Source organism: Wolbachia endosymbiont of Frankliniella intonsa, assembly GCF_029856955.1.
Lineage (GTDB): Bacteria > Pseudomonadota > Alphaproteobacteria > Rickettsiales > Anaplasmataceae > Wolbachia.
On sequence record NZ_CP097148.1, the window covers coordinates 142,325 to 168,204 of the forward strand.

The window sequence follows — 25,880 nt, forward strand, 5'->3', positions numbered from 1 at the left end:
ATAATATTAATAATTAGTGACAAGTAAATTCTCATTAATTCATTTCGAGAATTGTTTAAGCTATAAAAGATTAAGTTATGTAAGTTATGTTATCTAGGAATAATAATTGGATTAGGTCATTTTCCAGAAGATCTAGGTTGAAGTTGAATGTTTTGGAGAAGTATTCTATTAAAAACAGCAAGGAATCTATAAAAAAGATCGTAGAATTACAAAAAAGAATACGAGTAGAAATAGGTTTCGGTAATGGTGAAAATATGCTCTATCAGGCATTCAATGAATCTGATCTATTATTTATAGGATGTGAGCCTTATTTAAAGGGGGTCTCTTCCTTGCTAAAAAGTATAGAAGCACACAGCATAAAAAATATTTTAATATGGACAGAAGATGCAAGAGAATTAATTGTCAATTTTCCTGACCATAGTGTTGAAAAATTCTTTATTCTCTTTCCAGATCCATGGCCAAAAAGAAGTCACAACAAAAGACGGTTAATTAATACGGAATTTTTAAATTTATTAGCAAAAAAAATACTTGTCACAGGTGAAATATTTATTGCAACTGATCATCAGGATTATGCAGAGTGGATAGAGTTACATATAAAGCAGTGTAATTTTTTAACCTATAAGGAAGATAGTTTTGCAAATTATACCCCAACAAAATACCACAGAAAAGCGCTAGAATATCAGCGTAAAATAAAGTTTTTTAAAGTAAATGTTATATCTAAACTGACTTAGATTTACCTCTGCTTGTTAGTACAGATGTGTACATGACACTCTATAGTGCAAGTAGCCTACCATATACTGGGAATAACAGTTTACTGAATTCTTTAATCTCACAAATAGAAAGATCAATAAACTTGATAAACATCAACATTATCAGCCAGCATTGCTTTTGCAACTTCAATTCTACCTTTTTTTTATGATCGGTTTGGATAATTTTATAACCTATAGCATTTTGTCTAGCAACCAATCTGGTGCTTCTCTACCTTTTTCCCACTTAGCAAATCTCATCTTTTCTTTTAGGTAATATTCTCTATATGCTTCTATTGGGTTACTACATTTATATCGATCAGGTAACGCTTGTGTAAAAGCTTGTATATCAGCTGATCGAAATATTAGCAAATACTTGTTATTATCGCACCAATCTATAATTTCTTCGGATTTATGCGTTCTTTTGTATCGAAAGCTATATTCTATACACAATTCTTTTCCATGTTTTATTAACCAATCAAAGTTTCCTTTTGATTGTCTAGCCCATAAAGAACAAGGATGGTTTTTGTGAGTAAGTTTATATGGAACTTCTATATTCTGGTTTGTAATGCTGACTAAAGGATTTGGCTCTTTCAATGCTATTGAAAAAACACTGCTAAGCAATTGAGCAGTTTCTAGCGGCATTTTTACTATGTGCTTATCGCATAACATTTGTGCTGCAGTTACAGGATTTTCGTCTAATATAAAGATATTCATCTAAGCACCCAGAGATAGAATTTTTGCGTAGTATTTATTTCAATAAACCCTAAAATATCATTCAGAAAATGGATAGGTTAAATAAGCTAAGTTAAAAAAATTATACACAATTCCGAGGAACCTTTTCAAGCTACAATGAACGTATCGCTACCACTCTAGCAATATTATTTCTCACCCACTGAAGATATTGCACGGTACTGTCTACTTGATCGTCGTGACGGATTTCTGGAAACATTAAAATCTCATACTCAAAGTCGCTAAGCCATACTGCTTGGTTAGGGAGAAAAACCCGCTCAGATTCTATAATTGGGACAATTCGGTGAAATCGAGTTAATTTGTCATCATGTGGTACTATTTGAATAATAGGTAAATCACTGTTTTTCCTGAGCTCCTGAACCAATTGCTGACCGCTTGCTTTTGCTTCGATTAAAATTGCGTGTGGCTTCCACCTTGCAGCCAGCGATAGAACTTTCTCTTTAAGTTTTGGATATTCAAGTTTTGCGCGATATACATCGAGTAAATAGAATGTATTATCTACTTTTGTCCAGGTAGTGCAGACACTAAAGTCACTTGTATTGTTTGTTGAAATTGCAGTATCCCAACTTTGTGTTACATGCAAGAGGCTATCAGGAAAATTTTTATAGCGCTTCAACCACTCTCGTTTAATTATAGCACTTGAAAGTGGTAGAGGGTTTTGTTGGTATTGAGCAGCAAAACCATAACTCCCAAGTTCAGCTTTTATCATCTCAATTTCTTCTTTTCCTTCAGTTAGGGAATACAACAATTGACCTTCTTTTCTTGAGTATATTTCCTGTTCATGCTCTGGAATATGATTATTAACTGAATAAATAATCTCCTTATCTTCAGCTATTATTGGTAAACAGACATGATGCCATATGTTTCTTGGTTTACAGAGGAGGTGACCAGTTAAATCTTCTAAATGGAGTCTGTGCATCACAAGAACGATAACTCATTTTTTCTGTCGTTGAGCCTGGTTACTAAAGCCTGATCAAACCAGTTTGCAGCACGCTTTCTAAATGTTTCGCTCAAAGCTTGTGCGGGACTTAGTGGATCATCCACGATAATGAAATCTCCACCTTCACCGGTTAATGTTCCTCCAACTGATGTTGCAATTCGACATCCTCTTTGCACTGTTTGAAATTTATATTTAGTGTTTTGATCTTTGCATAATTCTACTTTCGGAAATAGCTCTCTATACCAATCAGATTGCATTATATAGTGCACCCATTTGTCTAGACCATTTTTTTAAAGTGATCCGATTTTTAAAATGAATATGTTGATAAATACGTCGACACACATTTAAAGTATTTATCAATATATTCATTTACTGTTTATGATAATAAAGATCAGCAGGAACTTTATAATTTAGAGTCTGATGTAGCCTTCTATAGTTATACCAACCAACAAAGTCATTTATTATAAGATTCAAATCTCTGATACTATTTGGTCTATAATAATATATATAGTATTTCCCAAAGCAAATGATAAAGGTATAACAAAGTATTTGAGTTATAATGGCATATAGTGTGGATTTAAGGGAAAAGGCAGTATTGATGATAGAAAAAGGGAAGACAAAGGTTGAGATAGCAGAGCTCATGGAGATAGGAATAGCAACTCTGTACCGCTGGTTAAAAAAGAAAGCTGCTGGTGAAAGCTTAAAGCCATCTAAAAACGGTAGCTTTATTCGAAAAATAGACCCAAAAATACTCGAAGAATATGTTACAAAGAATCCAGATCATACTCTGGCAGAGATGAAACAAAATCTTGGATTTGGAATAAATTCAATTTGGTATAGACTAAAACAGCTAAAAATTACTTTAAAAAAGTCACACTATATCAAGAGCGCAATCAAGAAGATAGGCAGCAATTTATTGATAAAATCTCAAAAATAGAACATTCCAGCATCTTATATATAGATGAAGCAGGAGTTGATAATAAGTTATACCGAGAATATGGACGTGCTCCAAGAGGAAAGAAAATTTATGCAGATGTTCCAGGGAGAACTCGAGAGAGAATCAGTATAGTAGCCGGGTGGATTGGAATGAGATTTATTGCACCAATGACTTTCAAAGGTGGGTGTGAAAAAGAGGTATTCAATATATTGTTGGAGAAGATGTTATTACCTAAATTGCCACTTGGCACAACCATAGTTATGGATAATGCTACATTTCATAAGACCACTAAAACAAAATCATTAATAGAGTCTTTTGGCTTTCATGTGCTGTATCTTCCAACATATTCACCAGATTTGAATCCCATAGAACACTGTTGGCATACCATCAAAAGCCGCCTCAGACCTCTAATGTATAAATGTACAGACTTACAACTTTTGGTTGGTAATACCATAATGGAAATTTATCCATTCATTTTAGAAAATACTATACCAGAAAAGAGCTAGAAAACATGTGTTTTAAATTCAAGATATCTTTTCAGTATCATTGTATTAGTACATTCTTTGCAAAATAACCTGCAATTATTACTTTTTTAAATAACTTGCACTTTTCAGACTCCCTTTTCTTAAAAATTCACCCTAGTATTTACCATAATTATCAATCACTTCAAATTTTTTGTCCAATCTTAACTTCTCTTTCCCTTAACTTAATGGCAGTGATGACACCTCTGGGCACTGCCGTCATAAAGGAACCAGTGTCAGCTACTTGAATGACATCATTTGCTGTGCAATTTACCTTCAAAAATGAATGTTTGTACAGCTGTGTGTCAAGCACTGGAATCTGCCACGCAAATTGCAATGTTCGTACAGTTATGCGTCAAGCCTAAAAACAGTTAGCTAATAGGTTTAATAAAAATTCACATACACAGGAAAGATTGGTAACATTACTTGAATAGAGACCGTTATTGTAATTATGCCAAAACGCACAGATATAGAATCTATATTAGTAATAGGAGCAGGCCCAATAGTTATAGGTCAGGCATGCGAGTTTGATTATTCCGGAACGCAAAGCTGTAAAGTATTAAAAAGTGAAGGTTATAAAGTCATTTTGGTTAACTCCAATCCTGCAACTATAATGACAGATCCTGAATTCTCTGATGCAACTTATATTGAGCCGGTACTTCCTGAAATCATAGAGAAAATTATAATCAAGGAGATGCCAGATGCAATATTGCCAACAATGGGCGGGCAAACAGCACTCAATTGTGCAATAAAACTTGCAGATGATGGAGTGTTAGACAAATACAACGTAGAATTAATAGGGGTAAATAGAGAAGCAATAAAAAAAGCAGAGGATAGAGAGTTATTCCGTAAGTCCATTGATAGAATAGGACTGAAATACCCCAAAAGTATCATTATAAAAAATCAAGAACAAATAAAACAGGCTTTGGACTACATTGGATTACCAGCAATCATCCGCTCATCATTCACCCTTGGTGGTGCAGGTAGCGGCATAGCATACAATAAAGAGGAGTTTTTCAATATTGCAGAAAGTGCTCTCAAAATTTCGCCAATAAATGAAGTTCAGATAGATGAATCAATTATCGGCTGGAAAGAATATGAAATGGAAGTTATCCGTGATTGTAAAGATAACTGCATAATAGTCTGTTCGATAGAAAATATTGATCCAATGGGAGTGCACACCGGAGATAGTATCACGGTTGCTCCTGCTTTGACTCTGCGTGACGTAGAATACCAACAGATGAGAAATGCATCTATAGCAGTGCTAAGAGAAATTGATGTTAGTGCCGGTGGTGCAAATGTTCAGTTTGCAGTGAATCCTAAAGAAGATGGAAGCCTCGTTGTGATTGAAATGAATCCAAGGGTTTCTCGCTCTTCTGCACTTGCTTCAAAAGCAACAGGTTATCCTATTGCAAAAGTTGTAACTAAACTTGCTATCGGCTATTCACTCGATGAGATACGTAATGATTGCGCTCCAGTTATACCTGCTGCATTTGAACCAGTGATTGATTATATCGTCACTAAAATTCCTCGTTTTGAATTTGAGAAGTTTAAGGGGACGAATTGTGAACTATCAACTTCCATGAAATCGGTGGGGGAAGTGATGTCTATAGGACGCACTTTTAATGATTCACTGCAGAAAGCTTTTCGTTCACTTGAAACTGGTCTTACAGGACTTGATGAAGTATTTGCTGAGAACATTGATATTGATCACGTAAAATCTCAATTAGCAAAATTGCTACCAAACAGATTACTGATTGCTGCTGACGCAATGCGTCACGGAATTAGCATAGAAGAAATAAATTCGATTACAGGATATGACTTATGGTCTTTGCAGAATATACAGCAAATTATATTAGCTGAACAAAAAATCAAGGAAAACGGCCTTCCTGAGACTGCATATGAAATGTTAGAGCTGAAAAAAATGGGGTTTTCAGATGCAAGATTGGCAAAATTAAGCAATAAGAAAGTAGAGCAGATTGAAGCAATGAGAAAAAAATTTGGTGTTAATCCAGTTTATAAACGTGTAGATACTTGTGCAGCTGAATTTGAATCGAGCACTGCTTATATGTATGGCTGCTATGAGGGTGATGTTGAAAATAAAACGGAATGTGAGGCGAATATTTCGGATCGAAAAAAAGTTGTCATTTTAGGAAGTGGTCCAAATCGAATTGGTCAAGGTATTGAGTTTGATTATGCATGCGTACATGCAGCTTCTGCCGCCAAAGAAATGGGGTATGAAACAATAATGATTAACTGTAATCCGGAAACCGTTTCAACTGATTATGATACCGCTGATCGTTTATATTTTGCCCCACTGATTGCAGAGGATGTGCTTGAAATACTAGGCAAAGAGCAAGAAAATGGCACACTGGTTGGTGTAATAGTTCAAATAGGTGGTCAAACACCTTTAAAGTTAGCCAAAGTGCTTAACGAGAGAGGTTTCAAAATTCTGGGAACTTCGTTTGATTCTATTGACCTTGCAGAAGATCGCATGAGATTTAAAAACCTTGCTTTGCAACTTAATTTAAAACAACCTGAAAGTTCTATCTGCCATTCAGTAAAAGAAGCGTTAACCAACGCAGAAAAGGTGGGGTTTCCACTAGTAGTTAGGCCATCATATGTCCTCGGCGGTCAGTCTATGTCGATTAGACACGATACTCAGAGCTTTAAAGAGTATGTCTTGAATCAAACCAAAATTTTTGAACACGGGTCACTGCTTCTTGATAAATTTTTAGTCAATGCAGTTGAGGTTGACGTTGATGCTGTATGTGATGGGAAAAAAGTTTTCATTGCAGCGGTCATGGAGCACATTGAAGAAGCTGGTATCCACTCTGGCGATTCAACATGCTCAATACCGACAAATACATTGAGTGACGAAGTAATAAAAGAGATCGAGCTCCAAACTGAAAGAATAGCTCTTGCACTAGAAGTGAAAGGTCTGATAAACATTCAGTTTGCTGTTCAAGAGAGTGATGTATACATACTTGAAGTGAATTTAAGGGCTAGCCGTACAGTTCCTTTTATTTCCAAGGTAATCAATATTCCTATTGCAAAGCTTGCCACTCAGGTTATTTTGGGTAAAAAATTGAATCAGGAAAACAAGCCTTTCAATCATTTTGCAGTTAAAGCTGCTGTTTTTCCATTTACGCGTTTTTCGGGAATTGACACTTTACTTGGTCCTGAAATGAAATCAACAGGAGAAGTGATGGGAATTGACTTATCTTTCGGAGCTGCACTTGCAAAAGTGCACATGGCTGCAGGATACAAGTTACCAACAGAAGGAACGGCTCTGGTTTCAGTAAAAGATGATGATAAAGAGTATATATTGCCTGTTGTACGAATGTTGAAAGAACTGAGTTTTGAAATATATGCCACCAAAGGCACAGCTTTGCATCTGAACAATAACGGCATTGCTGCAAAAGCTGTAAATAAAGTGAGAGAAGGCAGACCCCACATAGTTGATATGCTCAAAGATGGAAAAATAAATCTAGTAATCAATACTTCAAAAGGTGTGAAATCAGTCTCAGATAGCAAGGGTATCAGGAGAACTGCTATTTTGCAAAATATAGCTTATAGCACCACAGCTTCTGGGAGTAAAGCGTTAGCGCTTGCAATTCGATATGTAAAGAATAGCAAATTGGAAGTGAAATCATTACAGCAGATACAAAATGTTTAAATATCAAGACTATAATAAATTATTACTTATTTCAAAATGAGGATCGTGTAAGCTAAGGCGAGAGAAATTTAATTAAAGGATTTTTGTGTCAGTATCAATATATAACTGCCTTGAGCGTTTGTTGAAAGGCTTTGTACTAATTTTCTTGATTCAAACAATATGCTAGACTTTAACTTAAAAATCTTTGTAAGTGATCACGACTGAAAGGTGTTTTCATGCATTTTTTACCTGAGTGCAATAAGTGTAGTTCATTGAGTTTCCAAAATTGATAATGAAGAAAAGCATTACTCGTCTAATAAAAGCAATTCAATACTCCTGTGAAGGAATAAAATCAGCTTTTGTATCAGAAGTTGCGTTTAGACAGGAGTTACTGCTTTTTATAATATGTGTTTCAACTTTGTTTGTTTTAGATGTAAGTAATTTAGAACGTGCAGTAATGGTAAGTAGCCTATTTTTGGTGTTAATTGTAGAAATTATTAACACTGCTTTTGAAACAACAATTGAGCGTATTTCCAGTGAACAACATATACTTTCAAAAAAAGTTAAAGATCTAGGTATAGTATTTTCTAAAATGAATGGATAAATTTCCATTATGGTATTACCAACCAAAAGTTGTAAGTCTGTACATTTATACATTAGAGGTCTGAGGCGGCTTTTGATGGTATGCCAACAGTGTTCTATGGGATTCAAATCTGGTGAATATGTTGGAAGATACAGCACATGAAAGCCAAAAGACTCTATTAATGATTTTGTTTTAGTGGTCTTATGAAATGTAGCATTATCCATAACTATGGTTGTGCCAAGTGGCAATTTAGGTAATAACATCTTCTCCAACAATATATTGAATACCTCTTTTTCACACCCACCTTTGAAAGTCATTGGTGCAATAAATCTCATTCCAATCCACCCGGCTACTATACTGATTCTCTCTCGAGTTCTCCCTGGAATATCTGCATAAATTTTCTTTCCTCTTGGAGCACGTCCATATTCTCGGTATAACTTATTATCAACTCCTGCTTCATCTATATATAAGATGCTGGAATGTTCTATTTTTGAGATTTTATCAATAAATTGCTGCCTATCTTCTTGATTGCGCTCTTGATATAGTGTGACTTTTTTAAAGTAATTTTTAGCTGTTTTAGTCTATACCAAATTGAATTTATTCCAAATCCAAGATTTTGTTTCATCTCTGCCAGAGTATGATCTGGATTCTTTGTAACATATTCTTCGAGTATTTTTGGGTCTATTTTTCGAATAAAGCTACCGTTTTTAGATGGCTTTAAGCTTTCACCATCAGCTTTCTTTTTTAACCAGCGGTACAGAGTTGCTATTCCTATCTCCATGAGCTCTGCTATCTCAACCTTTGTCTTCCCTTTTTCTATCATCAATACTGCCTTTTCCCTTAAATCCACACTATATGCCATTATAACTCAAATACTTTATTATACCTTTATCATTTGCTTTGGGAAATACTATAGTGCAGCAGTTTTTCTCTCATTAATTAATTTCTTGATAACATGGATGATAATATTGATATGAATGTTGTTAAGATATATTTTCAAATTCACCGATTAAGACTTGCATGTCTTGTGGTAAATCAGAAACAAATTCTATATATTCTTTACTTTTTGGATGATATAAGCCTAGCGTGTGAGCATGTAGTGCCTGTCTATTGAAATTACGGATAAAGTCAGAGTTTTTAGCATGTTTTTCACTTTTACTACTATTTTTTCCGTAAACTTGATCACCAACTACAGAATGTCCTATGTGGCTCATGTGTACTCGAATTTGGTGTGTTCTGCCTGTCTCTAAAGTACATTTAACCAGGCTTGCTTGCCCTATAATTTTCTTCACTGAATAATGAGTGATTGCTAATTTACCTGCTGTTTTTGTGACACACATCATTTCTTTATTACTGCGTTTTGGAGCAATATGGGTTTTTACTGTTCCTTGCAGATTAGGTAATGCTCCCCAAATTACTGCTAAGTATTCCCGTTTTATTTTACGATTTGATAGCAGTTCAGACAAGAAGCTGTGGGATTGTTCATTTTTTGCAATTACCATGAGTCCACTAGTATCTTTATCAAGCCTGTGAACAATTCCTGGTCTTGTATTTGTATATGGAATTTTGCCAAGGTGAGCGATCACTGCATTCAGGAGTGTATCATTGTTTGTTCGAGCACCTGGGTGTACTGTTAATCTACTTTGTTTACTCAGAACTATAATGTCATCATCTTCATAGACGATATCAAGTTTTATGTCATAATTAGGCTCAATTGATGTGGATATGTCAGGTTGAATGAGATGCACCACATACTCTTCACCTGGTTTTACTATGTGATCATTATTAATTATCGGTATACCAAGTAATTTCACCTGCTCATTCTGTATCAATCTTTGCGCTTTACTGCGAGATATGTTGCATTTTTTAGCTACATAAGTATCTAATCTTAATTTTTTCTCTTCACTACTAATATTTAAAGTCCTGAACATGCTACTTCAAATGCTGAATGAACATCTGGATTCACAAAATCAACTTTTGTACTAGGTTGAATTTGAAGGCCGTCTTGTTTTTTAATGTGGCAAATTGTTTGAGAGCCATCTTTCCAGTAAATTATTATTTTATTATCAAAATCCCGTAGCGTTAACTCCCTCTATAGTGCACCCATTTGTCTAGACCATTTTTTTTAAAGTGATCCGATTTTTAAAATGAATATGTTGATAAATACGTCGACACACATTTAAAGTATTTATCAATATATTCATTTACTGTTTATGATAATAAAGATCAGCAGGAACTTTATAATTTAGAGTCTGATGTAGCCTTCTATAGTTATACCAACCAACAAAGTCATTTATTATAAGATTCAAATCTCTGATACTATTTGGTCTATAATAATATATAGCTTCTTGCTTTAAAGTTCTCCATAAGCGCTCAACAAATATATTGTCGAAGCAACGTCCTTTATGGTCCATACTGATTTTAATATTAGCATGCTCTAATTCCGTAATAAAGTTGTAGCAAGTAAACTGTACCCCTTGATCACTATTAAAAATCTCATGTTTACCTTGTTTTAGAGCTTCTTTGAGAGTATAAAGGCAAAATCCAGCATCGAGATATGGTTGTAATGACTTTACACTCTTTCTAAAAATCAGGAGAAATACATTAATGAAGGGCAGCTTTCTTTTTCGTGAGAAGTCTTTTGAGGATGCTCTGTGTTCGTTTATAAAGTTTAAACTCATCAATTTATTTTTTATAAACATGATTATTCTTTTTTTTTACTCATGTCATTACTTCTTTTAATTTGTGGATCTTATCTGATTTTACAATACAGTCCATCACTTTCCCTTAACTTAATGGCAGTGGAGGTGTCATCCCAGTCTGGGATCCAGAAAACTTAACTTTAAATAAGTGGCCGCACAATAAAGACTAGATTCTAGACTGGAATGACACCATAGAGGCACTGGGATGACATCCTTCCTAGTGGACTCAAATCACAATGTTCATACAGTTGTGGGCTTAACGGTATCTTTGCAGATACTATGGTAATTTACTCGGAAGATTTACTAAGTGGCAAGATTTGTCCTGATATGCTACAATCTTCAGAAGCAAGTTCCACAAATTTGTCTGTCAGTTTATCAGGTGGCACCAATTCAGATATATCTTTTCCCGAAAATGCTTGCTTATACATTTCACTATCGATAGGCCCTTCCGAATACACGGCATTTATGAATAAGTTCGTATGTTTTGTCTCAGATGCATATATCTTCACCATTGCTTCTAGTGCAGCCTTACTTGCAGCATATGGTACCCAATATGGATAAGAGGAAGGAGAAAGTGTTATCTCTGAGGTCATGAATATGGCTCTTCCAGCATTAGACTTTTTTAGTATTGGACCCAAATTTTTTAGCAAGTACCAACTGGCAGTAAAATTTGTATTCATTACGTTCTGTAGATCTTCAAGCTCACAATCATGAACAGAGCTCAACTTACCTAAAATTTCAGTGCATGTAATCAGTATATCAAGCGTTCCAGATTCTGATAATTTTGGGTTTTCTATCATATTTGCCAGTTTTTCTACGTTTTCAAAGTCTAAAAGATCAAGCTGAATTAGTTTCACAGAGCCTTCTTTAAGCTCTTCAATTTCGTTATACAATGGCTTGAGATTATCAAGAGATCTGGAAATCAGAATCACACATGCACCTTCTTTTACAAATCTTTTTGCAACAGAAGAGCCTATTCCACCTGAAGCCCCGGTAATTAAAGCTATTTTACCTTCTAACTTACCCATTTCTTTCTCTTTAGCAAGATTCATTGAAATATTTTAGCTGAAAATTAAATTTTGCTCCATATATAAAAATCAAACTTAGCACATAAAAAAATAGCAACGACATCACCACACCGCCTAAACTTCCATATATCAAATTCAGTTGGTCAAAGGAAGCTTTTAAATATTGCTTGAAAGCTGAAGCAGAGATCGTCCAAAGAATAACAGCCACACAAGATCCGGGAAATACGTCTGATAAGTTTTGCTTTATGTTTGGCAATGTAAAATATAGCCAAGATACTATAGTAAAAAGCAAAAACTCAATAAGTAAATATCTAGTATAACTTAGCCCTTGGTAAGAAAAATCAATTAACATTGGCACTAATGTAAAAAATACTATAGTCAGAGTTGTAACAAGCGTAATTACTAAAAATTGTAATATACTGAGCACCCTTCTCCATATATAAGGAGATGAAACCGGAACTTTATAGGCCTTATTCAATATCGTTCTAAATCCTTCAATTGTCGATGAGGCAGTCCAAACAGCACCTACAATTGCCAAGGTTAATAAGCTTTGCGGAGGGCCTGATATTATCTCCCTAATACGTGGCATCAAAGATGATAAAATATCCTGTGGCATGTTATCAATAATAAATGCCCAGCCGACATTGTATTGATCTAAGAAATTTGCGAACGTTGATGCCATGGCTATTAAAACAATAAGAAAAGGAAATATTGATAACAGGATTAAAAATGATAGATACCCTGCGTGCTCCACTCCATCATTATAAATTGTGTCAATTAAAGCACGATAAAGGCAATAAACGATACTATAAAATTTCTGTAGCACTTGTAATATAAATAAACTAAGAAAAGTATTCTAAATGAAATAAAGCATACTTTTAAGCAAAAAATCCTCACCGTTTACTTAAATTTAATCAAAATGATAGATAATCCAGCGTTAAATACGGAGGCATAATGAAAAATTTTCTTCTACTTGTAGCTTTAATTCTTTCCTTTGCATTTGATAATGTTTTTGCTGCTGCTGTTACTGATGATGCAACAACCAATACAATATGCAAAATAGTAGGCTATACTCACGGTATAGGAGGGCCTATGATTACAATAGTGATAATAGGTGCAGCTTTGCTTGCGATATTTGGCAGAATGCCATGGCCAGCGCTTTTTGCACTTGGTGCATTTACTGCTGTGTTTTTTGGTGCACCTGTAGTTGTTTCAAAAATAGTACCAGGTGGTGTGATTTGTAAAAATGGTGCAACTGCTTGCCCTGATGGTAAAACATGGAATGCAACAACAAATACATGCGCATAATAAGAATTAAAGCTTCAAAACATTAGCAAATGGTGCTTCTTTAAGGAGCACCATCATTGCACGAACTTGTGATTTAAGCCACCATGAAGGTGTTATTCGAGTAGCTCCTTCGATGTTATCCAAGTGCCCTCTTTCTTTGTTATTCAAGTAGCTGACACTGATTCCTTTATGATGGTGTCATCCCAGTGCTTGACACTGTGATCCAGGAAATTTGATTGGATATTAAGTTTATGAGCATAGAAGCAGTTAATTTTATGTTAAAACACAACATTTTTGATGAGGCTGTATTAAGAGATGGATCCCAGTGTCAGCTACTCGGATGACACCATTTGCTATCTTCAAAAATGAATGCTCGTACAGCTGTGTGTCAGCTATAGTATTTCCCAAAGCAAATGATAAAGGTATAATAAAGTATTTGAGTTATAATGGCATATAGTGTGGATTTAAGGGAAAAGGCAGTATTGATGATAGAAAAAGGGAAGACAAAGGTTGAGATAGCAGAGCTCATGGAGATAGGAATAGCAACTCTGTACCGCTGGTTAAAAAAGAAAGCTGATGGTGAAAGCTTAAAGCCATCTAAAAACGGTAGCTTTATTCGAAAAATAGACCCAAAAATACTCGAAGAATATGTTACAAAGAATCCAGATCATACTCTGGCAGAGATGAAACAAAATCTTGGATTTGGAATAAATTCAATTTGGTATAGACTAAAACAGCTAAAAATTACTTTAAAAAAAAGTCACACTATATCAAGAGCGCAATCAAGAAGATAGGCAGCAATTTATTGATAAAATCTCAAAAATAGAACATTCCAGCATCTTATATATAGATGAAGCAGGAGTTGATAATAAGTTATACCGAGAATATGGACGTGCTCCAAGAGGAAAGAAAATTTATGCAGATATTCCAGGGAGAACTCGAGAGAGAATCAGTATAGTAGCCGGGTGGATTGGAATGAGATTTATTGCACCAATGACTTTCAAAGGTGGGTGTGAAAAAGAGGTATTCAATATATTGTTGGAGAAGATGTTATTACCTAAATTGCCACTTGGCACAACCATAGTTATGGATAATGCTACATTTCATAAGACCACTAAAACAAAATCATTAATAGAGTCTTTTGGCTTTCATGTGCTGTATCTTCCAACATATTCACCAGATTTGAATCCCATAGAACACTGTTGGCATACCATCAAAAGCCGCCTCAGACCTCTAATGTATAAATGTACAGACTTACAACTTTTGGTTGGTAATACCATAATGGAAATTTATCCATTCATTTTAGAAAATACTATACTTACATAACGCCTCTCTAAAATTACTTTAGTTACAAATATTAAGAAATTTACCAAACGAAGAAAAAAGGCAGAAGAATCCCCGTGTGACGAGTTTTATAATGTAAATTGGCGCTATAATAATGTGCTAACAAGCGCGTTTTGGCTGAATGTAGAAAAAATAAAAAAAGCCGCTATAATTTTTGTGTAATTTGCCAATAAATATTTGGGTTTTTTACTGATTTTGTGATTGAGCCTGTAGGTCAAAAATAAGGATAAATACTCTTAGTATCATGGCAAGGGAGTTGGGGGAATTTGTAAAGTAATCTTTTTCGTTTGTATTCCCTTATGCTTGAGATAACTGCATGCAGGTTCATGGATCTCTTTACTCTTTAATTTCGATGAATTCCCTTTGAAGTTGAATATTGAAAATTAACTGGAGAATTGTGAATTACTTTGTATATGTGATAACAAGCCATGGCGCTCTCAGCAAAGCCATTTAGTATCAATTTTAGTTTGCCTGGATAAGTAGCTATATCTCCGATTGCATATATTCTATCTCTACTGGTTCTAAGTGTAGCTGGGTCGACAGTTATGCGGCCATGTTCTAACTCTATACCCCAACTGTTTATTGGCCCAAGATTCATTGACAATCCAAAAAATGGCAGCAAAAAATCAGCGGATATTTCTTTTTCTTCCTTAGAGGCAATGTTTTTTACTATCACTGCGCTCAACTGCCCATTACCTACTGCTAGTTCGTGTAATTGATATGGCACTACCAGTTCTATCTTTCCATTATTTTCAAGTGATTCTAATTTATTTCTAGTTTCAGGAGTGCAGCGAAATTCCTTTCTCCTATGTATCACATAAATTTTCTTTGCAACTTTAGAAAGTTCTACAGTCCAATCAGCCGCAGAATCCCCCCCCCCTGCAATGACTATAGTTTTGTCCTGAAAATCAGAAATTTTATTTACATTATAAAATACAGATTTATTTTCATATTCTAATATACCACTTAAGGGTGGACGGTTAGGTTCAAACATTCCGTTACCTGCAGCAATGATAACGGCTTTGCATTTTACCTCTGTACCTATGTTCGTTATGATAGTAAAGTTTTCACCTTCGTTATTTGAAATCTTTTCCACTTTTTGACTTAAATGGTAAACAGGCTCAAACGGTGAAGCTTGCCCCATTAGTCGCTCAATTAATTTTTGGGCAGTAATTACAGGATAACCAGGTATATCATATATTGGCTTTTCTGAGTAAAGAGATGTGCATTGTCCTCCTGCTTGATCCAAAACATCTATTACATGACATCTCATATCAAGCATTCCCGCTTGAAAAGAAGTGAATATTCCAACAGGCCCTGCACCTATTATTACGATATCGGTTTCCATATTCAGATGGTGATCTATTTATAGATATTAGCTTTCTTTGCTAACAAGGTCAATTTACAAAGGGATGTATTTTTAAAAGATGTAGCTAGATTAGATAAGATTTACAGCGTTACGAACCATCTAAATAAGCTCTAAAAATTAACTAACATTTTAAATCTGAGAAGTAAGTGCGGACGGAATGGGATTCGAACCCATGGTACGTTTCCGTACGTCAGTTTTCAAGACTGGTGCCTTAAACCGCTCGGCCATCCGTCCACCTCTTTTTTACCACAATATTTAATTTCAAGCAATCTATAAAAATCTTACTTGCCTACACAAAAGCTACTAAACACACTATCCAATATTTCCTCAACATTAATAATTCCAATTACTGCACCAAGTTCAAATGCAGCAAGCCTCAAATCTTCAGATATTAACTCAATTGGATTATCAATATTAAAACGTTGTAAATGCTCCAGTGTTTTCTGCATGTGAATCCTATGTCTTTGCCGAGTAATTACAGGAGTGTCTCTATCATGCCCAAATTTTTCCTCTACTTTCTCTTTAACTACAGAGATTAGTCTTTCTGTACCTATTCCTTTTAAAATAGAAACAGGTAAAAAATCTATACTGTTAATTTTTATGCTGTGGTCATTGATAATATCATCGGCTTTGCTCAGCACGTAAATGGTGTTACTATTTTCAACACTGCAATCGACTGCATGACGCTGTTTGAAGGGAAATAGCTCTATTCTCAAATTAGCTTCAAGGGATCTTTTTCTTGCCCGACTTATACCTTCTGATTCTACCGGATCTGAACTTTCATGAATACCAGCAGTATCAGAAAGGATAACTGGATATCCGGCAACGTCAATATGGGCCTCGAGTATATCCCTTGTTGTACCTGCATATTCAGAAATAATAGCAATATCACGCTTGGCCAAAAAATTAAACAGCGTTGATTTACCAACATTTGGTTTACCAGTTATTACAACGTGTAAACCCTCACGCAACCTTTCGCCTCGTCTATTATCATTTAGGTGCTCTTGTATTGATTGCACAAGAGTTTTCACTTCATTATTAATTTTTTCCAACTCATTTTTTTCTGCCAAAATATCTTCTGGAAAGTCTATATATGCTTCGATTTTGGATTGTATCGTTATTAATTTCTGCTTCCAACTGCTATATAGCCTCTCCAATTCTCCTGATATCTGCTTAATCGCTTGTTTAGCTTGCATTTTTGTCTCAGCATCAATTAAGTCTGCAATCCCTTCTATTTGCGTTAAGTCAAATTTACCATTTAGAAAAGCCCTAAGTGAGAATTCCCCAGGCCTGGCCATAACGAAAATTTTTGATAATTCCTCCAAGATTATTTTTATAATTGCCTTGCTTCCATGCATTTGTAACTCTATAACATCCTCGCCAGTGAAGCTGTTTGGGGCAGGAAAATAAATAATTATTCCATTGTCTATCAATTGATTGGAACCATCATATAAGTCAACTAAAGTAGCAAGCCTTGGTTTAACTTCTTTCTTAATGTTAAAATGATTTAAAGCTTTAAGTGCATCGTTACCTGAAATTCTAATTACTGCAACTCCTGACTTACCAAATACAGTTGATAAGGCGAAGATAGTTTCATTTTTGTTTGTCATTAATTTATATACACTACTTAGCAATTTAAAATACTTAATCTAAAAAATTTTTACTTATTTTGCTAATTTATGTTAATGCAGTATTAGTAAATATATTGTATAGAAAAACCGTCAGGTAAAAATATTTATTTTGAAAACTGATAATATGATTTATAATCATGAATACCGGTTTTAAACATTTTATGCTCAAGAAATTAGCTTGGTATTGGTTATTTATAGAGTTGATTAAAGGGTTTGTTATTACATTAAAATATATGTTTAAGCCAAAGGTTACTTTGAGATATCCTATGGAGAAGGGCCCGTTAAGTCCAAGGTTTCGTGGTGAGCATGCGTTGCGTAGGTATCCAAACGGTGAAGAGCGCTGCATAGCTTGTAAATTATGTGAAGTTATCTGCCCTGCCCAAGCAATAGTTATCGAAGCAGAGGAAAAAGAAGACGGAAGTCGTCGCACTACACGTTATGATATTGATATGACAAAATGTATATATTGCGGGCTTTGCCAGGAAGCATGTCCTGTTGATGCAATTGTGGAGGGTCCTAACTTTGAATTTGCTACTGAAACAAGAGAAGAGCTAATGTACAATAAGGAAAAATTATTGCGTAATGGTGAAGTTTGGGAAGACGCAATTGCACTCAGGTTAAAAAAAAATAGACCTTATTATTAATGTTCAGAGCTTATAACCCTGTTATCCATTGTGATTTAGGGGCAGTGCCCACCAGGGGTGGTGTCATCCCAGCGCTTGACACTGGGATCTATCTTATTTTCATCATGGACATTATTTTAACATATGTTCCTAGAATCTGTTGTCCATTGCATAACTTGCGAATATTTTTATACTTAGATCCCAGTGTCAGCTACTCGGATGACATCATAGGGGGCACTGGAATGAACACCAGATATTGGCTTTTACTGATTATACAGGAGGTATGACAAATGATAAAAGTCACTTTTTCAACTGAACAAAAAGTAGAGAAATATAGCTGTAAGGTTACCGATTTTAATATACTACAACCAGAGGTTTTAAAGGAAGCAGTTGCTTTAAAGATCAATGGTGAGCTATATGACCTCTCACATGAAATTGAATCTGATACAGAGATAGAGGTAATACAACTGAGTGACGAAGCGGGTTTAGATATAATAAGGCATGATGCTGCTCATATAATGGCGCAGGCAGTAAAAGAGCTCTTTCCTAATACTCAGATTACTATCGGGCCAACAATTCAAGATGGTTTCTACTATGATTTTGCTACAGATCGTGCCTTTACCACGGACGATCTTACTGCAATAGAAAAAAAAATGAAGGAAATTATAAAAAGTAACCACAGATTCGTCCGAGAAGTTTGGACTCGTAAGCAGGCAATTGATTTCTTTAGTGATATAGGTGAAAGATACAAGGTTGATATTGTCTCATCAATACCAGAAAACGAAAACCTAACTGTTTATAAACAAGGCAACTTTGTAGACCTATGTCGTGGTCCGCACTCACCATCAACTGGCAGAGTTAAAGCGTTTAAACTTATGAAAGTAGCAGGTGCATACTGGCGTGGCGATTCTAAGGGCCCAATGTTGCAAAGAATATATGGCACCGCGTGGAGAAATAAGGATGAATTAAATACTTATCTTAAACGTCTGGAGGAAGCAGAAAAACGCGACCACCGCAAAATTGCTAAGGATATGGACTTATTTCACATTCAAGAGGAAGCTGTTGGGCAGATTTTTTGGCATGAACAGGGATATACTTTATATAATGTTCTTGAGTCTTACATCAGAAAAAAGTTAATGAACAATGGCTACTTTGAGGTAAAAACACCTATTTTGGTAAGCAAAGAGCTGTGGGAAAAATCGGGACATTGGGATAAGTTTCGTGAAAATATGTTCATTATTGATGAATCTGAAAGTAAAAAGCTAGCAATAAAACCCATGAATTGCCCTTGTCATGTGCAGATTTTTAATTCTCACACCAGAAGCTATCGTGATTTACCGATACGTATGGCAGAGTTTGGCACATGCCATAGAAATGAAAGCTCAGGCTCATTGCATGGAATGATGCGAGTGCGTGGTTTTACGCAAGACGATGCACATATTTTTTGTATGGAAAAACAAGTGAATTCTGAAACTGTAAAGTTTTGTGACCTTTTAAAAGAAGTATATTCAGAACTTGGGTTCAATGAAATTTCTGTGAAATTTTCAGACCGTCCAGATACTAGATCAGGTAATGATGAAGTCTGGGATAGAGCTGAAAGAGCACTGCTTGAAGCAGTTAAAGAAGCAGGGCTTAGTTATGAACTTAATCCTGGTGAAGGTGCATTTTATGGTCCAAAGTTAGAGTTTGTTTTGAAAGATGCAATAGGTAGAAATTGGCAATGTGGAACGTTGCAAGTTGATTTTATTTTACCGGAGCGTCTTGGAGCTTTTTATATAGGAGCAGACGGACAAAAGCACCACCCTGTTATGCTACATAGAGCAATTCTTGGAACTTTTGAACGTTTTATTGGGATTTTGATAGAAAATTATGCAGGAAAATTTCCAATTTGGCTTGCTCCAACGCAACTTGCTATTCTGACCATTATAAATGAAGCTGATGGTTATGCTACTGAAATCAGCAATATTTTAAAAGAACAAGGTGTTAGAATTAAGACGGATTTGACCAATGAAAAAATTAGTTATAAGATACGCTTGCATAGTTCAAATAAGGTACCTATATTATGGGTTATAGGTAAAAATGAGATCATCAATAGAACTGTGTCAGTGAGAAATTTAGGGTCAGAAGAACAAGAGTCTTTTCCTTTGGAAAAGGCTACTGAATTGCTTTTAAAAAGTATTAATTTGAGTTAAGGGAGAAAAACTTGCAAGTTCAAAAGAATAATAAAAACAAAATTAATGAATTCATCACAGCTAAGGAAGTACGCTTAGTTGATCATAATGGTGAAATGGCTGGAATTGTGCCATTAAGACAAGCTTTGGAAGTTGCACAAGGTGTCAATTTAGACTTGGTAGAAATTGCACCTGATTCAACTCCTCCAGTATGTAAAATACTCGACTACAGTAAACAAAAATATGATGCAAAAAAGAAGGCAAGCGAGGCAAAAAAGAAACAAAGAGCATTAACTATAAAGAAAATTAAGCTGGGCCCCAATATTGATAATCATGACTATGAAACAAAGTTGCGTCAAACAAGAGATTTTCTTATATCTGGGCATAAAATCAAGTGCACAATGAAATTTAGAGGTAGAGAGCTTATAAATACTGAGGTTGGAGTGGAAAAATTAGAACGGCTAATTCGAGACACTGAAGATATTGCAAAGGTAGAGCTAGCGCCTAAAAGGGAAGGAAATCAATATTTTCTAACTCTGGTTGCTAAGTAGTAAAACGACTTAAAAGTGTAAGTTAAGTTACTGCCCTATCTTCAATTACATGACGAAAATGTCTGATTAGCCCTTGCACTGGCCAAGCTGCAGCATCGCCAAGCGCACAAATTGTATGTCCTTCTATTTGAGTTGTAAGATCAAGTAGCTTGTCTACTTCACCAGGTTTAATATTTCCTGCTACCATTCTTCTCATAATTCTCCACATCCATCCAGTACCTTCACGACATGGTGTACATTGCCCACAGGACTCATGCATATAGAAATGTGATAATCTTTCTATTGCAGATATTATGTCAGTTGATTTATCCATCACTATCACAGCAGCAGTACCAAGCCCTGATTGTACAGCTCTCAATGAATCAAAATCCATTTCAATAGTATCGCATATAGATTTTGGAATTAATGGTACTGAAGACCCACCAGGTATTACAGCAAGTAAGTTATCCCAACCTCCTCGCACTCCACCTGCATATTTTTCAATTAATTTACGTAGTGAAATTCCTAGCTCTTCTTCAACATTACATGGATTATTTACATGCCCTGAAATACAAAAGACCTTAGTACCAGTATTATTTGGTTTACCAAGAGATGCAAACCACTCTCCTCCGCGATTTAGGATATCTGGAACCATAGATATAGTTTCAACGTTGTTTATTGTAGTGGGGCAGCCAAAAAGTCCAACACCTGCGGGAAATGGAGGTTTCATGCGAGGAAACCCCTTTTTTCCTTCAATGGATTCGAGTTGAGCTGTTTCTTCCCCACATATGTAAGCTCCTGCACCCCTATGGATAAACACATCAAGATCATAACCTGACTTGCAGGCATTTTTTCCAATTAAGTTTTCTTTATAGGCTTCCTCAAGTGCTTTTTTTAGAACTAAATGTTCATTATAAAATTCACCCCTGATATAAATATACGCAGCTGATGCGCTGATCGCTCTGCCAGCCAGAAGAATTCCCTCAAGTAGCTTGTGTGGCTCATATCGTAATATGTTCCTGTCTTTACATGTACCAGGTTCTGACTCATCTGCATTGACTACTAAATATGCTTTTGGAGGATTTTTAGGCATAAAGCTCCACTTAAGGCCAGTAGAAAATCCTGCACCCCCTCGACCTCTCAAGCCAGATTTCTTTACTTCATCAATGATTTTTTCTGATCCTAAATCCAGTAATTCCTTTGTTTTTTGCCAACTACCACGTTTTTTTGCACCCTCAAGTAGTGGTGTTTCTTTACCATTTAAGTTTGTGAATATTTTGTCCTGTTCTTTTAGCATGCTTTTAAGATTCTAAGTGATCCCGACGCGATTCGAACGCGTGACCCACTGATTAAAAGTCAGTTGCTCTACCGGCTGAGCTACGGGATCATTTTATTTTTCAGCTATACTAAACAGTAATATAGTTTTTATCCATTTTAATCAAACTAAAATTTTCATGTGTGGTTAAATAAATTATATAATGTACTGTATTAGTGATAATTTAATTAAAAATTTTTGAAGGAAAACTTCTTGTTAATTCAAAGATTCATTTGGTAAAGCTGACGTACAACTCTAAAAAGATAGAGAATTATACATAAATGCAGAATTTGCGCACTATTTAGCAATAGCCTCACAAATAAATATTTCTTGCATTTCAGCCTGAGTGATTTATGCTTTAAGCAAAAGTTGGGGGCATAGCTCAGCTGGTAGAGCATCTGTTTTGCACGCAGAAGGTCAGCGGTTCGATCCCGCTTGCCTCCACCAAACAATACACGAGAAAAGGGCGGTTAGCTCAGTTAGTAGAGCATCTCCTTTACACCGAGGGGGTCGACACTTTCATCACTGCCATTAAGTTAAGGGAAAGAGAAGTTAAGATTGGACAAAAAATTTGAAGTGATTGATAATTATGGTAAATACTAGGGTGAATTTTTAAGAAAAGGGAGTCTGAAAAGTGCAAGTTATTTAAAAAAGTAATAATTGCAGGTTATTTTGCAAAGAATGTACTAATACAATGATACTGAAAAGATATCTTGAATTTAAAACACATGTTTTCTAGCTCTTTTCTGGTAGTTGAGTGAACGAATATCAGATATCTTATGACGATTAACTCTTCTCCCTTTTCTCACCACTAAAGTGTTCATCAAAAATAACTGTGATAGTCGATACATAATGCAGTCTATGTCTGACTCTGTAGAAAAAATATCAAAGGATAAGTTTTTAATCGCATTAAATGAGACAGATTTATTGATGCTTTTTTTTAGTTTACTATTCTGTGAGCTCAATGTCTCTTCATCATCTTCTATCATGATACTTTCTAGATTACTGATGAAGATAGTTGACCAAAAATCCTGCTTGATAGTTTCAATACTTTTTCCTGTGAAATTCTCTAAATTTAATCTTCCCTTCAGCCTAGAAAAAAATGTTTCTACTCCCCAGCGCAAGTAATATAATCTCTCAAACTCTTCAACTGTAAAACGTTTCTCATCTAATAGAGATGTAACTATAGTATTTCCCAAAGCAAATGATAAAGGTATAATAAAGTATTTGAGTTATAATGGCATATAGTGTGGATTTAAGGGAAAAGGCAGTATTGATGATAGAAAAAGGGAAGACAAAGGTTGAGATAGCAGAGCTCATGGAGATAGGAATAGCAACTCTGTACCGCTGGTTAAAAAAGAAAGCTGATGGTGAAAGCTTAAAGCCATCTAAAAACGGTAGCTTTATTCGAAAAATAGACCCAAAAATACTCGAAGAATATGTTACAAAGAATCCAGATCATACTCTGGCAGAGATGAAACAAAATCTTGGATTTGGAATAAATTCAATTTGGTATAGACTAAAACAGCTAAAAATTACTTTAAAAAAGTCACACTATATCAAGAGCGCAATCAAGAAGATAGGCAGCAATTTATTGATAAAATCTCAAAAATAGAACATTCCAGCATCTTATATATAGATGAAGCAGGAGTTGATAATAAGTTATACCGAGAATATGGACGTGCTCCAAGAGGAAAGAAAATTTATGCAGATATTCCAGGGAGAACTCGAGAGAGAATCAGTATAGTAGCCGGGTGGATTGGAATGAGATTTATTGCACCAATGACTTTCAAAGGTGGGTGTGAAAAAGAGGTATTCAATATATTGTTGGAGAAGATGTTATTACCTAAATTGCCACTTGGCACAACCATAGTTATGGATAATGCTACATTTCATAAGACCACTAAAACAAAATCATTAATAGAGTCTTTTGGCTTTCATGTGCTGTATCTTCCAACATATTCACCAGATTTGAATCCCATAGAACACTGTTGGCATACCATCAAAAGCCGCCTCAGACCTCTAATGTATAAATGTACAGACTTACAACTTTTGGTTGGTAATACCATAATGGAAATTTATCCATTCATTTTAGAAAATACTATAGCTAATCACTTCAATTTCAACTTTTTCTAAAGTATCACAATTATGCTTTTGATACCAAAATCCATTACTGACGGAACAAATAAGAAACATTACAAACTCGTTTAATAGTAGTACTGGAAATATTGACAATAAAATTACACAAAACATCTTCAAGTAAACCTATGGTATCGTAGATACTATTGCGTAAAGTATTGTATTTGATATATTGCCACAACCTTTCAACAGGATTCAGTTCCGGTGAATAAGGAGGCAAGTATATGATGGTAATGTTTTCCTGAATTTTCAAACTTTTTGATCTATGCCAACTTGCACAATCCATTACAAGAAAGGCTTCTTTCGTGCCTAAATCTTTCGACATCTGCTCCAGAAATATATTCATACTATAGTGCACCCATTTGTCTAGACCATTTTTTTAAAGTGATCCGATTTTTAAAATGAATATGTTGATAAATACGTCGACACACATTTAAAGTATTTATCAATATATTCATTTACTGTTTATGATAATAAAGATCAGCAGGAACTTTATAATTTAGAGTCTGATGTAGCCTTCTATAGTTATACCAACCAACAAAGTCATTTATTATAAGATTCAAATCTCTGATACTATTTGGTCTATAATAATATATAGCTTCTTGCTTTAAAGTTCTCCATAAGCGCTCAACAAATATATTGTCGAAGCAACGTCCTTTATGGTCCATACTGATTTTAATATTAGCATGCTCTAATTCCGTAATAAAGTTGTAGCAAGTAAACTGTACCCCTTGATCACTATTAAAAATCTCATGTTTACCTTGTTTTAGAGCTTCTTTGAGAGTATAAAGGCAAAATCCAGCATCGAGATATGGTGATAATGAATGAGCAATAATATAGCGACTATACAAGTCCATTATTGCCACAAAATAGACAAACTTACCTTCTACCATAATATATGTTATATCAGTAGCCCATACCTGATTAACTCTACAAATAATCAAATCTTTGAGTAGATAAGGATATATTTTATGCTTTTTTCTTTAATACTTGTATTACATCTTTTCTACAATACAGCCCACTAATCTTCATTTTTCATAATTCTTAAGATTTTTGCGATTGACTACTACCCCACTCGCTATGATTTCAGCAGTAATTTTACGATATCCATAACGGCAATCAGAAGCCAAATATACTTCTTGAATCAAATTTGCTACTTCACTTTCGTTATTAATTATAGGCCTATAATATAGGCTAGATCTGCAAATCCCCAATAAATCAGCATGTTTCCTAATTGACAGATCAGAATCTTTTTCTATAAACCTTACTCTATCTTTTTGCTTATTTCAGTAATTTTTTTCAAATAGCTATTTTCCACTGTCAATTCTCCTATTACTTTATGTAAACTTTCTATTTCTTGCGCTAAGATTCTTTGTTTTCTCGCACTTTCACTTTCTTCAACAAATAGGTCTTTTAACCTTGCCAATACTCTATCACGCCAATCATATAGATTTGTTGATGGTATTTTATATTCACTACATATCTCAGCTGTGCTTTTTTGATTTTTTATTGCTTCCAAAGCTATCTTTGCTTTTAACTCTGGTTCATATTTTTTTTTGTTGCCATTCTTTTACCCCTTTACCTTCCTACTCGGATCAACCAT

Annotated in this window: 22 protein-coding genes, 3 tRNA genes and 7 pseudogenes; 14 read left to right on the plus strand and 18 right to left on the minus strand. The window is 34.9% G+C overall.

The annotated features are described in order from the left end of the window. Positions 1–86: 86 nt before the first annotated feature. The gene (gene trmB / locus M3L71_RS00820; protein ID WP_280143728.1) at positions 87–731 is read left to right on the plus strand and encodes a tRNA (guanosine(46)-N7)-methyltransferase TrmB; all 645 of its coding nucleotides are present in this window, start codon (positions 87–89) and stop codon (positions 729–731) included. Positions 732–941: 210 nt separating this feature from the next. Here the strand turns inward: trmB and M3L71_RS00825 are convergent, their stop codons facing one another. From M3L71_RS00825 to M3L71_RS00840, 3 genes and pseudogenes are all read right to left on the minus strand, one after another. Then, on the minus strand, positions 942–1,463 hold the full coding sequence (locus M3L71_RS00825) for a pyrimidine dimer DNA glycosylase/endonuclease V (RefSeq protein WP_280143729.1): 522 nt from the start codon (positions 1,461–1,463) through the stop codon (positions 942–944). A 130-nt stretch (positions 1,464–1,593) separates the two neighbouring features. Then, a pseudogene (gene terL, locus M3L71_RS00830) lies at positions 1,594–2,702 on the minus strand (phage terminase large subunit); the annotation flags it as partial. 106 nt (positions 2,703–2,808) lie between these two features. Next, positions 2,809–2,946, minus strand: a pseudogene (locus M3L71_RS00840) (integrase core domain-containing protein); the annotation flags it as partial. A 52-nt stretch (positions 2,947–2,998) separates the two neighbouring features. Between M3L71_RS00840 and M3L71_RS00845 the strand changes: the two are divergent. From M3L71_RS00845 to M3L71_RS00860, 4 genes are all read left to right on the plus strand, one after another. Continuing rightward, the gene (locus tag M3L71_RS00845; protein WP_280143348.1) at positions 2,999–3,376 is read left to right on the plus strand and encodes an IS630 transposase-related protein; all 378 of its coding nucleotides are present in this window, start codon (positions 2,999–3,001) and stop codon (positions 3,374–3,376) included. Next, positions 3,373–3,882: an IS630 family transposase gene (locus M3L71_RS00850; protein ID WP_280144079.1), complete on the plus strand. Its 510-nt coding sequence runs from the start codon at positions 3,373–3,375 to the stop codon at positions 3,880–3,882. The genes M3L71_RS00845 and M3L71_RS00850 overlap by 4 nt, the downstream gene beginning before the upstream one ends. 466 nt (positions 3,883–4,348) lie before the next feature. Further along, positions 4,349–7,576 (plus strand): carbamoyl-phosphate synthase large subunit, encoded by a 3,228-nt coding sequence (gene carB / locus M3L71_RS00855; protein ID WP_280143731.1) that lies wholly within the window; start codon positions 4,349–4,351, stop codon positions 7,574–7,576. 271 nt (positions 7,577–7,847) lie between these two features. Further along, positions 7,848–8,159: a diacylglycerol kinase gene (locus M3L71_RS00860; protein ID WP_280144080.1), complete on the plus strand. Its 312-nt coding sequence runs from the start codon at positions 7,848–7,850 to the stop codon at positions 8,157–8,159. Between the two features lie 101 nt (positions 8,160–8,260). Here the strand turns inward: M3L71_RS00860 and M3L71_RS00865 are convergent. The 6 genes and pseudogenes from M3L71_RS00865 to M3L71_RS00890 all read right to left on the minus strand — a co-directional run. Continuing rightward, positions 8,261–8,644: pseudogene (locus tag M3L71_RS00865) on the minus strand (transposase); the annotation flags it as partial. Beyond that, positions 8,623–9,000 carry an IS630 transposase-related protein gene (locus M3L71_RS00870; protein ID WP_280143223.1) on the minus strand — a complete coding sequence of 126 codons (378 nt, stop codon included), beginning with the start codon at positions 8,998–9,000 and terminating at the stop codon, positions 8,623–8,625. The pseudogene M3L71_RS00865 and the gene M3L71_RS00870, both read right to left, overlap by 22 nt. A 121-nt stretch (positions 9,001–9,121) precedes the next feature. Beyond that, complete coding sequence (locus M3L71_RS00875; protein WP_280143732.1) at positions 9,122–10,069, minus strand: RluA family pseudouridine synthase; 948 nt, start codon at positions 10,067–10,069, stop codon at positions 9,122–9,124. Between the two features lie 273 nt (positions 10,070–10,342). Beyond that, positions 10,343–10,708, minus strand: a pseudogene (locus M3L71_RS00880) (transposase); the annotation flags it as partial. Between the two features lie 419 nt (positions 10,709–11,127). Further along, on the minus strand, positions 11,128–11,892 hold the full coding sequence (locus M3L71_RS00885; protein ID WP_280143733.1) for an SDR family oxidoreductase: 765 nt from the start codon (positions 11,890–11,892) through the stop codon (positions 11,128–11,130). Continuing rightward, positions 11,879–12,694, minus strand: coding sequence for a YihY/virulence factor BrkB family protein (locus M3L71_RS00890; protein WP_265030623.1), 816 nt, complete (start codon positions 12,692–12,694; stop codon positions 11,879–11,881). The genes M3L71_RS00885 and M3L71_RS00890 overlap by 14 nt, the downstream gene beginning before the upstream one ends. A gap of 128 nt (positions 12,695–12,822) precedes the next feature. On the opposite strand from M3L71_RS00890, the gene M3L71_RS00895 reads away from it, so the two are divergent. Next, positions 12,823–13,176, plus strand: coding sequence for a TrbC/VirB2 family protein (locus M3L71_RS00895; RefSeq protein WP_265030622.1), 354 nt, complete (start codon positions 12,823–12,825; stop codon positions 13,174–13,176). Positions 13,177–13,182: 6 nt separating this feature from the next. Here the strand turns inward: M3L71_RS00895 and M3L71_RS00900 are convergent, their stop codons facing one another. Further along, positions 13,183–13,323 carry a hypothetical protein gene (locus M3L71_RS00900; RefSeq protein WP_164741540.1) on the minus strand — a complete coding sequence of 47 codons (141 nt, stop codon included), beginning with the start codon at positions 13,321–13,323 and terminating at the stop codon, positions 13,183–13,185. Between the two features lie 278 nt (positions 13,324–13,601). On the opposite strand from M3L71_RS00900, the gene M3L71_RS00905 reads away from it, so the two are divergent. Both M3L71_RS00905 and M3L71_RS00910 read left to right on the plus strand, forming a co-directional pair. After that, positions 13,602–13,949, plus strand: a complete 348-nt coding sequence (locus M3L71_RS00905; protein WP_280143264.1) for an IS630 transposase-related protein — start codon at positions 13,602–13,604, stop codon at positions 13,947–13,949. Positions 13,950–13,977: 28 nt separating this feature from the next. Next, entirely contained in the window at positions 13,978–14,481 is a 504-nt protein-coding gene (locus M3L71_RS00910; RefSeq protein ID WP_280144081.1) for an IS630 family transposase, read from the plus strand. 361 nt (positions 14,482–14,842) lie between these two features. Here the strand turns inward: M3L71_RS00910 and M3L71_RS00915 are convergent, their stop codons facing one another. The 3 genes from M3L71_RS00915 to mnmE form a co-directional block, all read right to left on the minus strand. Then, positions 14,843–15,847, minus strand: coding sequence for an NAD(P)/FAD-dependent oxidoreductase (locus tag M3L71_RS00915; protein ID WP_280143734.1), 1,005 nt, complete (start codon positions 15,845–15,847; stop codon positions 14,843–14,845). A gap of 170 nt (positions 15,848–16,017) precedes the next feature. Continuing rightward, positions 16,018–16,102 (minus strand) — tRNA-Ser (locus tag M3L71_RS00920). 47 nt (positions 16,103–16,149) lie between these two features. After that, positions 16,150–17,478, minus strand: coding sequence for a tRNA uridine-5-carboxymethylaminomethyl(34) synthesis GTPase MnmE (gene mnmE / locus M3L71_RS00925; protein ID WP_280143735.1), 1,329 nt, complete (start codon positions 17,476–17,478; stop codon positions 16,150–16,152). A 182-nt stretch (positions 17,479–17,660) separates the two neighbouring features. On the opposite strand from mnmE, the gene nuoI reads away from it, so the two are divergent. The 3 genes from nuoI (at position 17,661) to infC (ending at position 20,844) form a co-directional block, all read left to right on the plus strand. Next, positions 17,661–18,143 carry an NADH-quinone oxidoreductase subunit NuoI gene (gene nuoI / locus M3L71_RS00930; RefSeq protein WP_280143736.1) on the plus strand — a complete coding sequence of 161 codons (483 nt, stop codon included), beginning with the start codon at positions 17,661–17,663 and terminating at the stop codon, positions 18,141–18,143. A 269-nt stretch (positions 18,144–18,412) separates the two neighbouring features. Continuing rightward, on the plus strand, positions 18,413–20,314 hold the full coding sequence (thrS, locus tag M3L71_RS00935) for a threonine--tRNA ligase (RefSeq protein WP_264374502.1): 1,902 nt from the start codon (positions 18,413–18,415) through the stop codon (positions 20,312–20,314). An 11-nt stretch (positions 20,315–20,325) separates the two neighbouring features. Further along, positions 20,326–20,844, plus strand: a complete 519-nt coding sequence (gene infC, locus M3L71_RS00940) for a translation initiation factor IF-3 (protein ID WP_280143737.1) — start codon at positions 20,326–20,328, stop codon at positions 20,842–20,844. A gap of 22 nt (positions 20,845–20,866) precedes the next feature. On the opposite strand, the gene nuoF is transcribed toward infC, so the two are convergent. Both nuoF and M3L71_RS00950 read right to left on the minus strand, forming a co-directional pair. Further along, positions 20,867–22,120, minus strand: coding sequence for an NADH-quinone oxidoreductase subunit NuoF (gene nuoF / locus M3L71_RS00945; protein WP_280143738.1), 1,254 nt, complete (start codon positions 22,118–22,120; stop codon positions 20,867–20,869). A 17-nt stretch (positions 22,121–22,137) separates the two neighbouring features. Then, a tRNA-Lys gene (locus M3L71_RS00950) sits at positions 22,138–22,210 on the minus strand. A 299-nt stretch (positions 22,211–22,509) separates the two neighbouring features. On the opposite strand from M3L71_RS00950, the gene M3L71_RS00955 reads away from it, so the two are divergent. Further along, positions 22,510–22,585: transfer RNA gene (locus M3L71_RS00955), tRNA-Ala, on the plus strand. 272 nt (positions 22,586–22,857) lie between these two features. On the opposite strand, the pseudogene M3L71_RS00960 reads toward M3L71_RS00955, so the two are convergent. Next, a pseudogene (locus M3L71_RS00960) lies at positions 22,858–23,325 on the minus strand (transposase); the annotation flags it as partial. Between the two features lie 50 nt (positions 23,326–23,375). Here M3L71_RS00960 and M3L71_RS00965 point away from each other — a divergent pair. Then, entirely contained in the window at positions 23,376–23,753 is a 378-nt protein-coding gene (locus M3L71_RS00965) for an IS630 transposase-related protein (RefSeq protein WP_280143223.1), read from the plus strand. Beyond that, a complete protein-coding gene (locus M3L71_RS00970; RefSeq protein WP_280144082.1) occupies positions 23,750–24,274 on the plus strand; it encodes an IS630 family transposase in 525 nt (174 codons plus the stop codon). Before M3L71_RS00965 ends, M3L71_RS00970 begins: the two co-directional genes overlap by 4 nt. Positions 24,275–24,308: 34 nt before the next feature. Here M3L71_RS00970 and M3L71_RS00975 read toward each other — a convergent pair. Continuing rightward, positions 24,309–24,623, minus strand: a pseudogene (locus tag M3L71_RS00975) (transposase); the annotation flags it as partial. 112 nt (positions 24,624–24,735) lie between these two features. Beyond that, a pseudogene (locus tag M3L71_RS00980) lies at positions 24,736–25,802 on the minus strand (IS3 family transposase). Positions 25,803–25,880 lie beyond the last annotated feature (78 nt).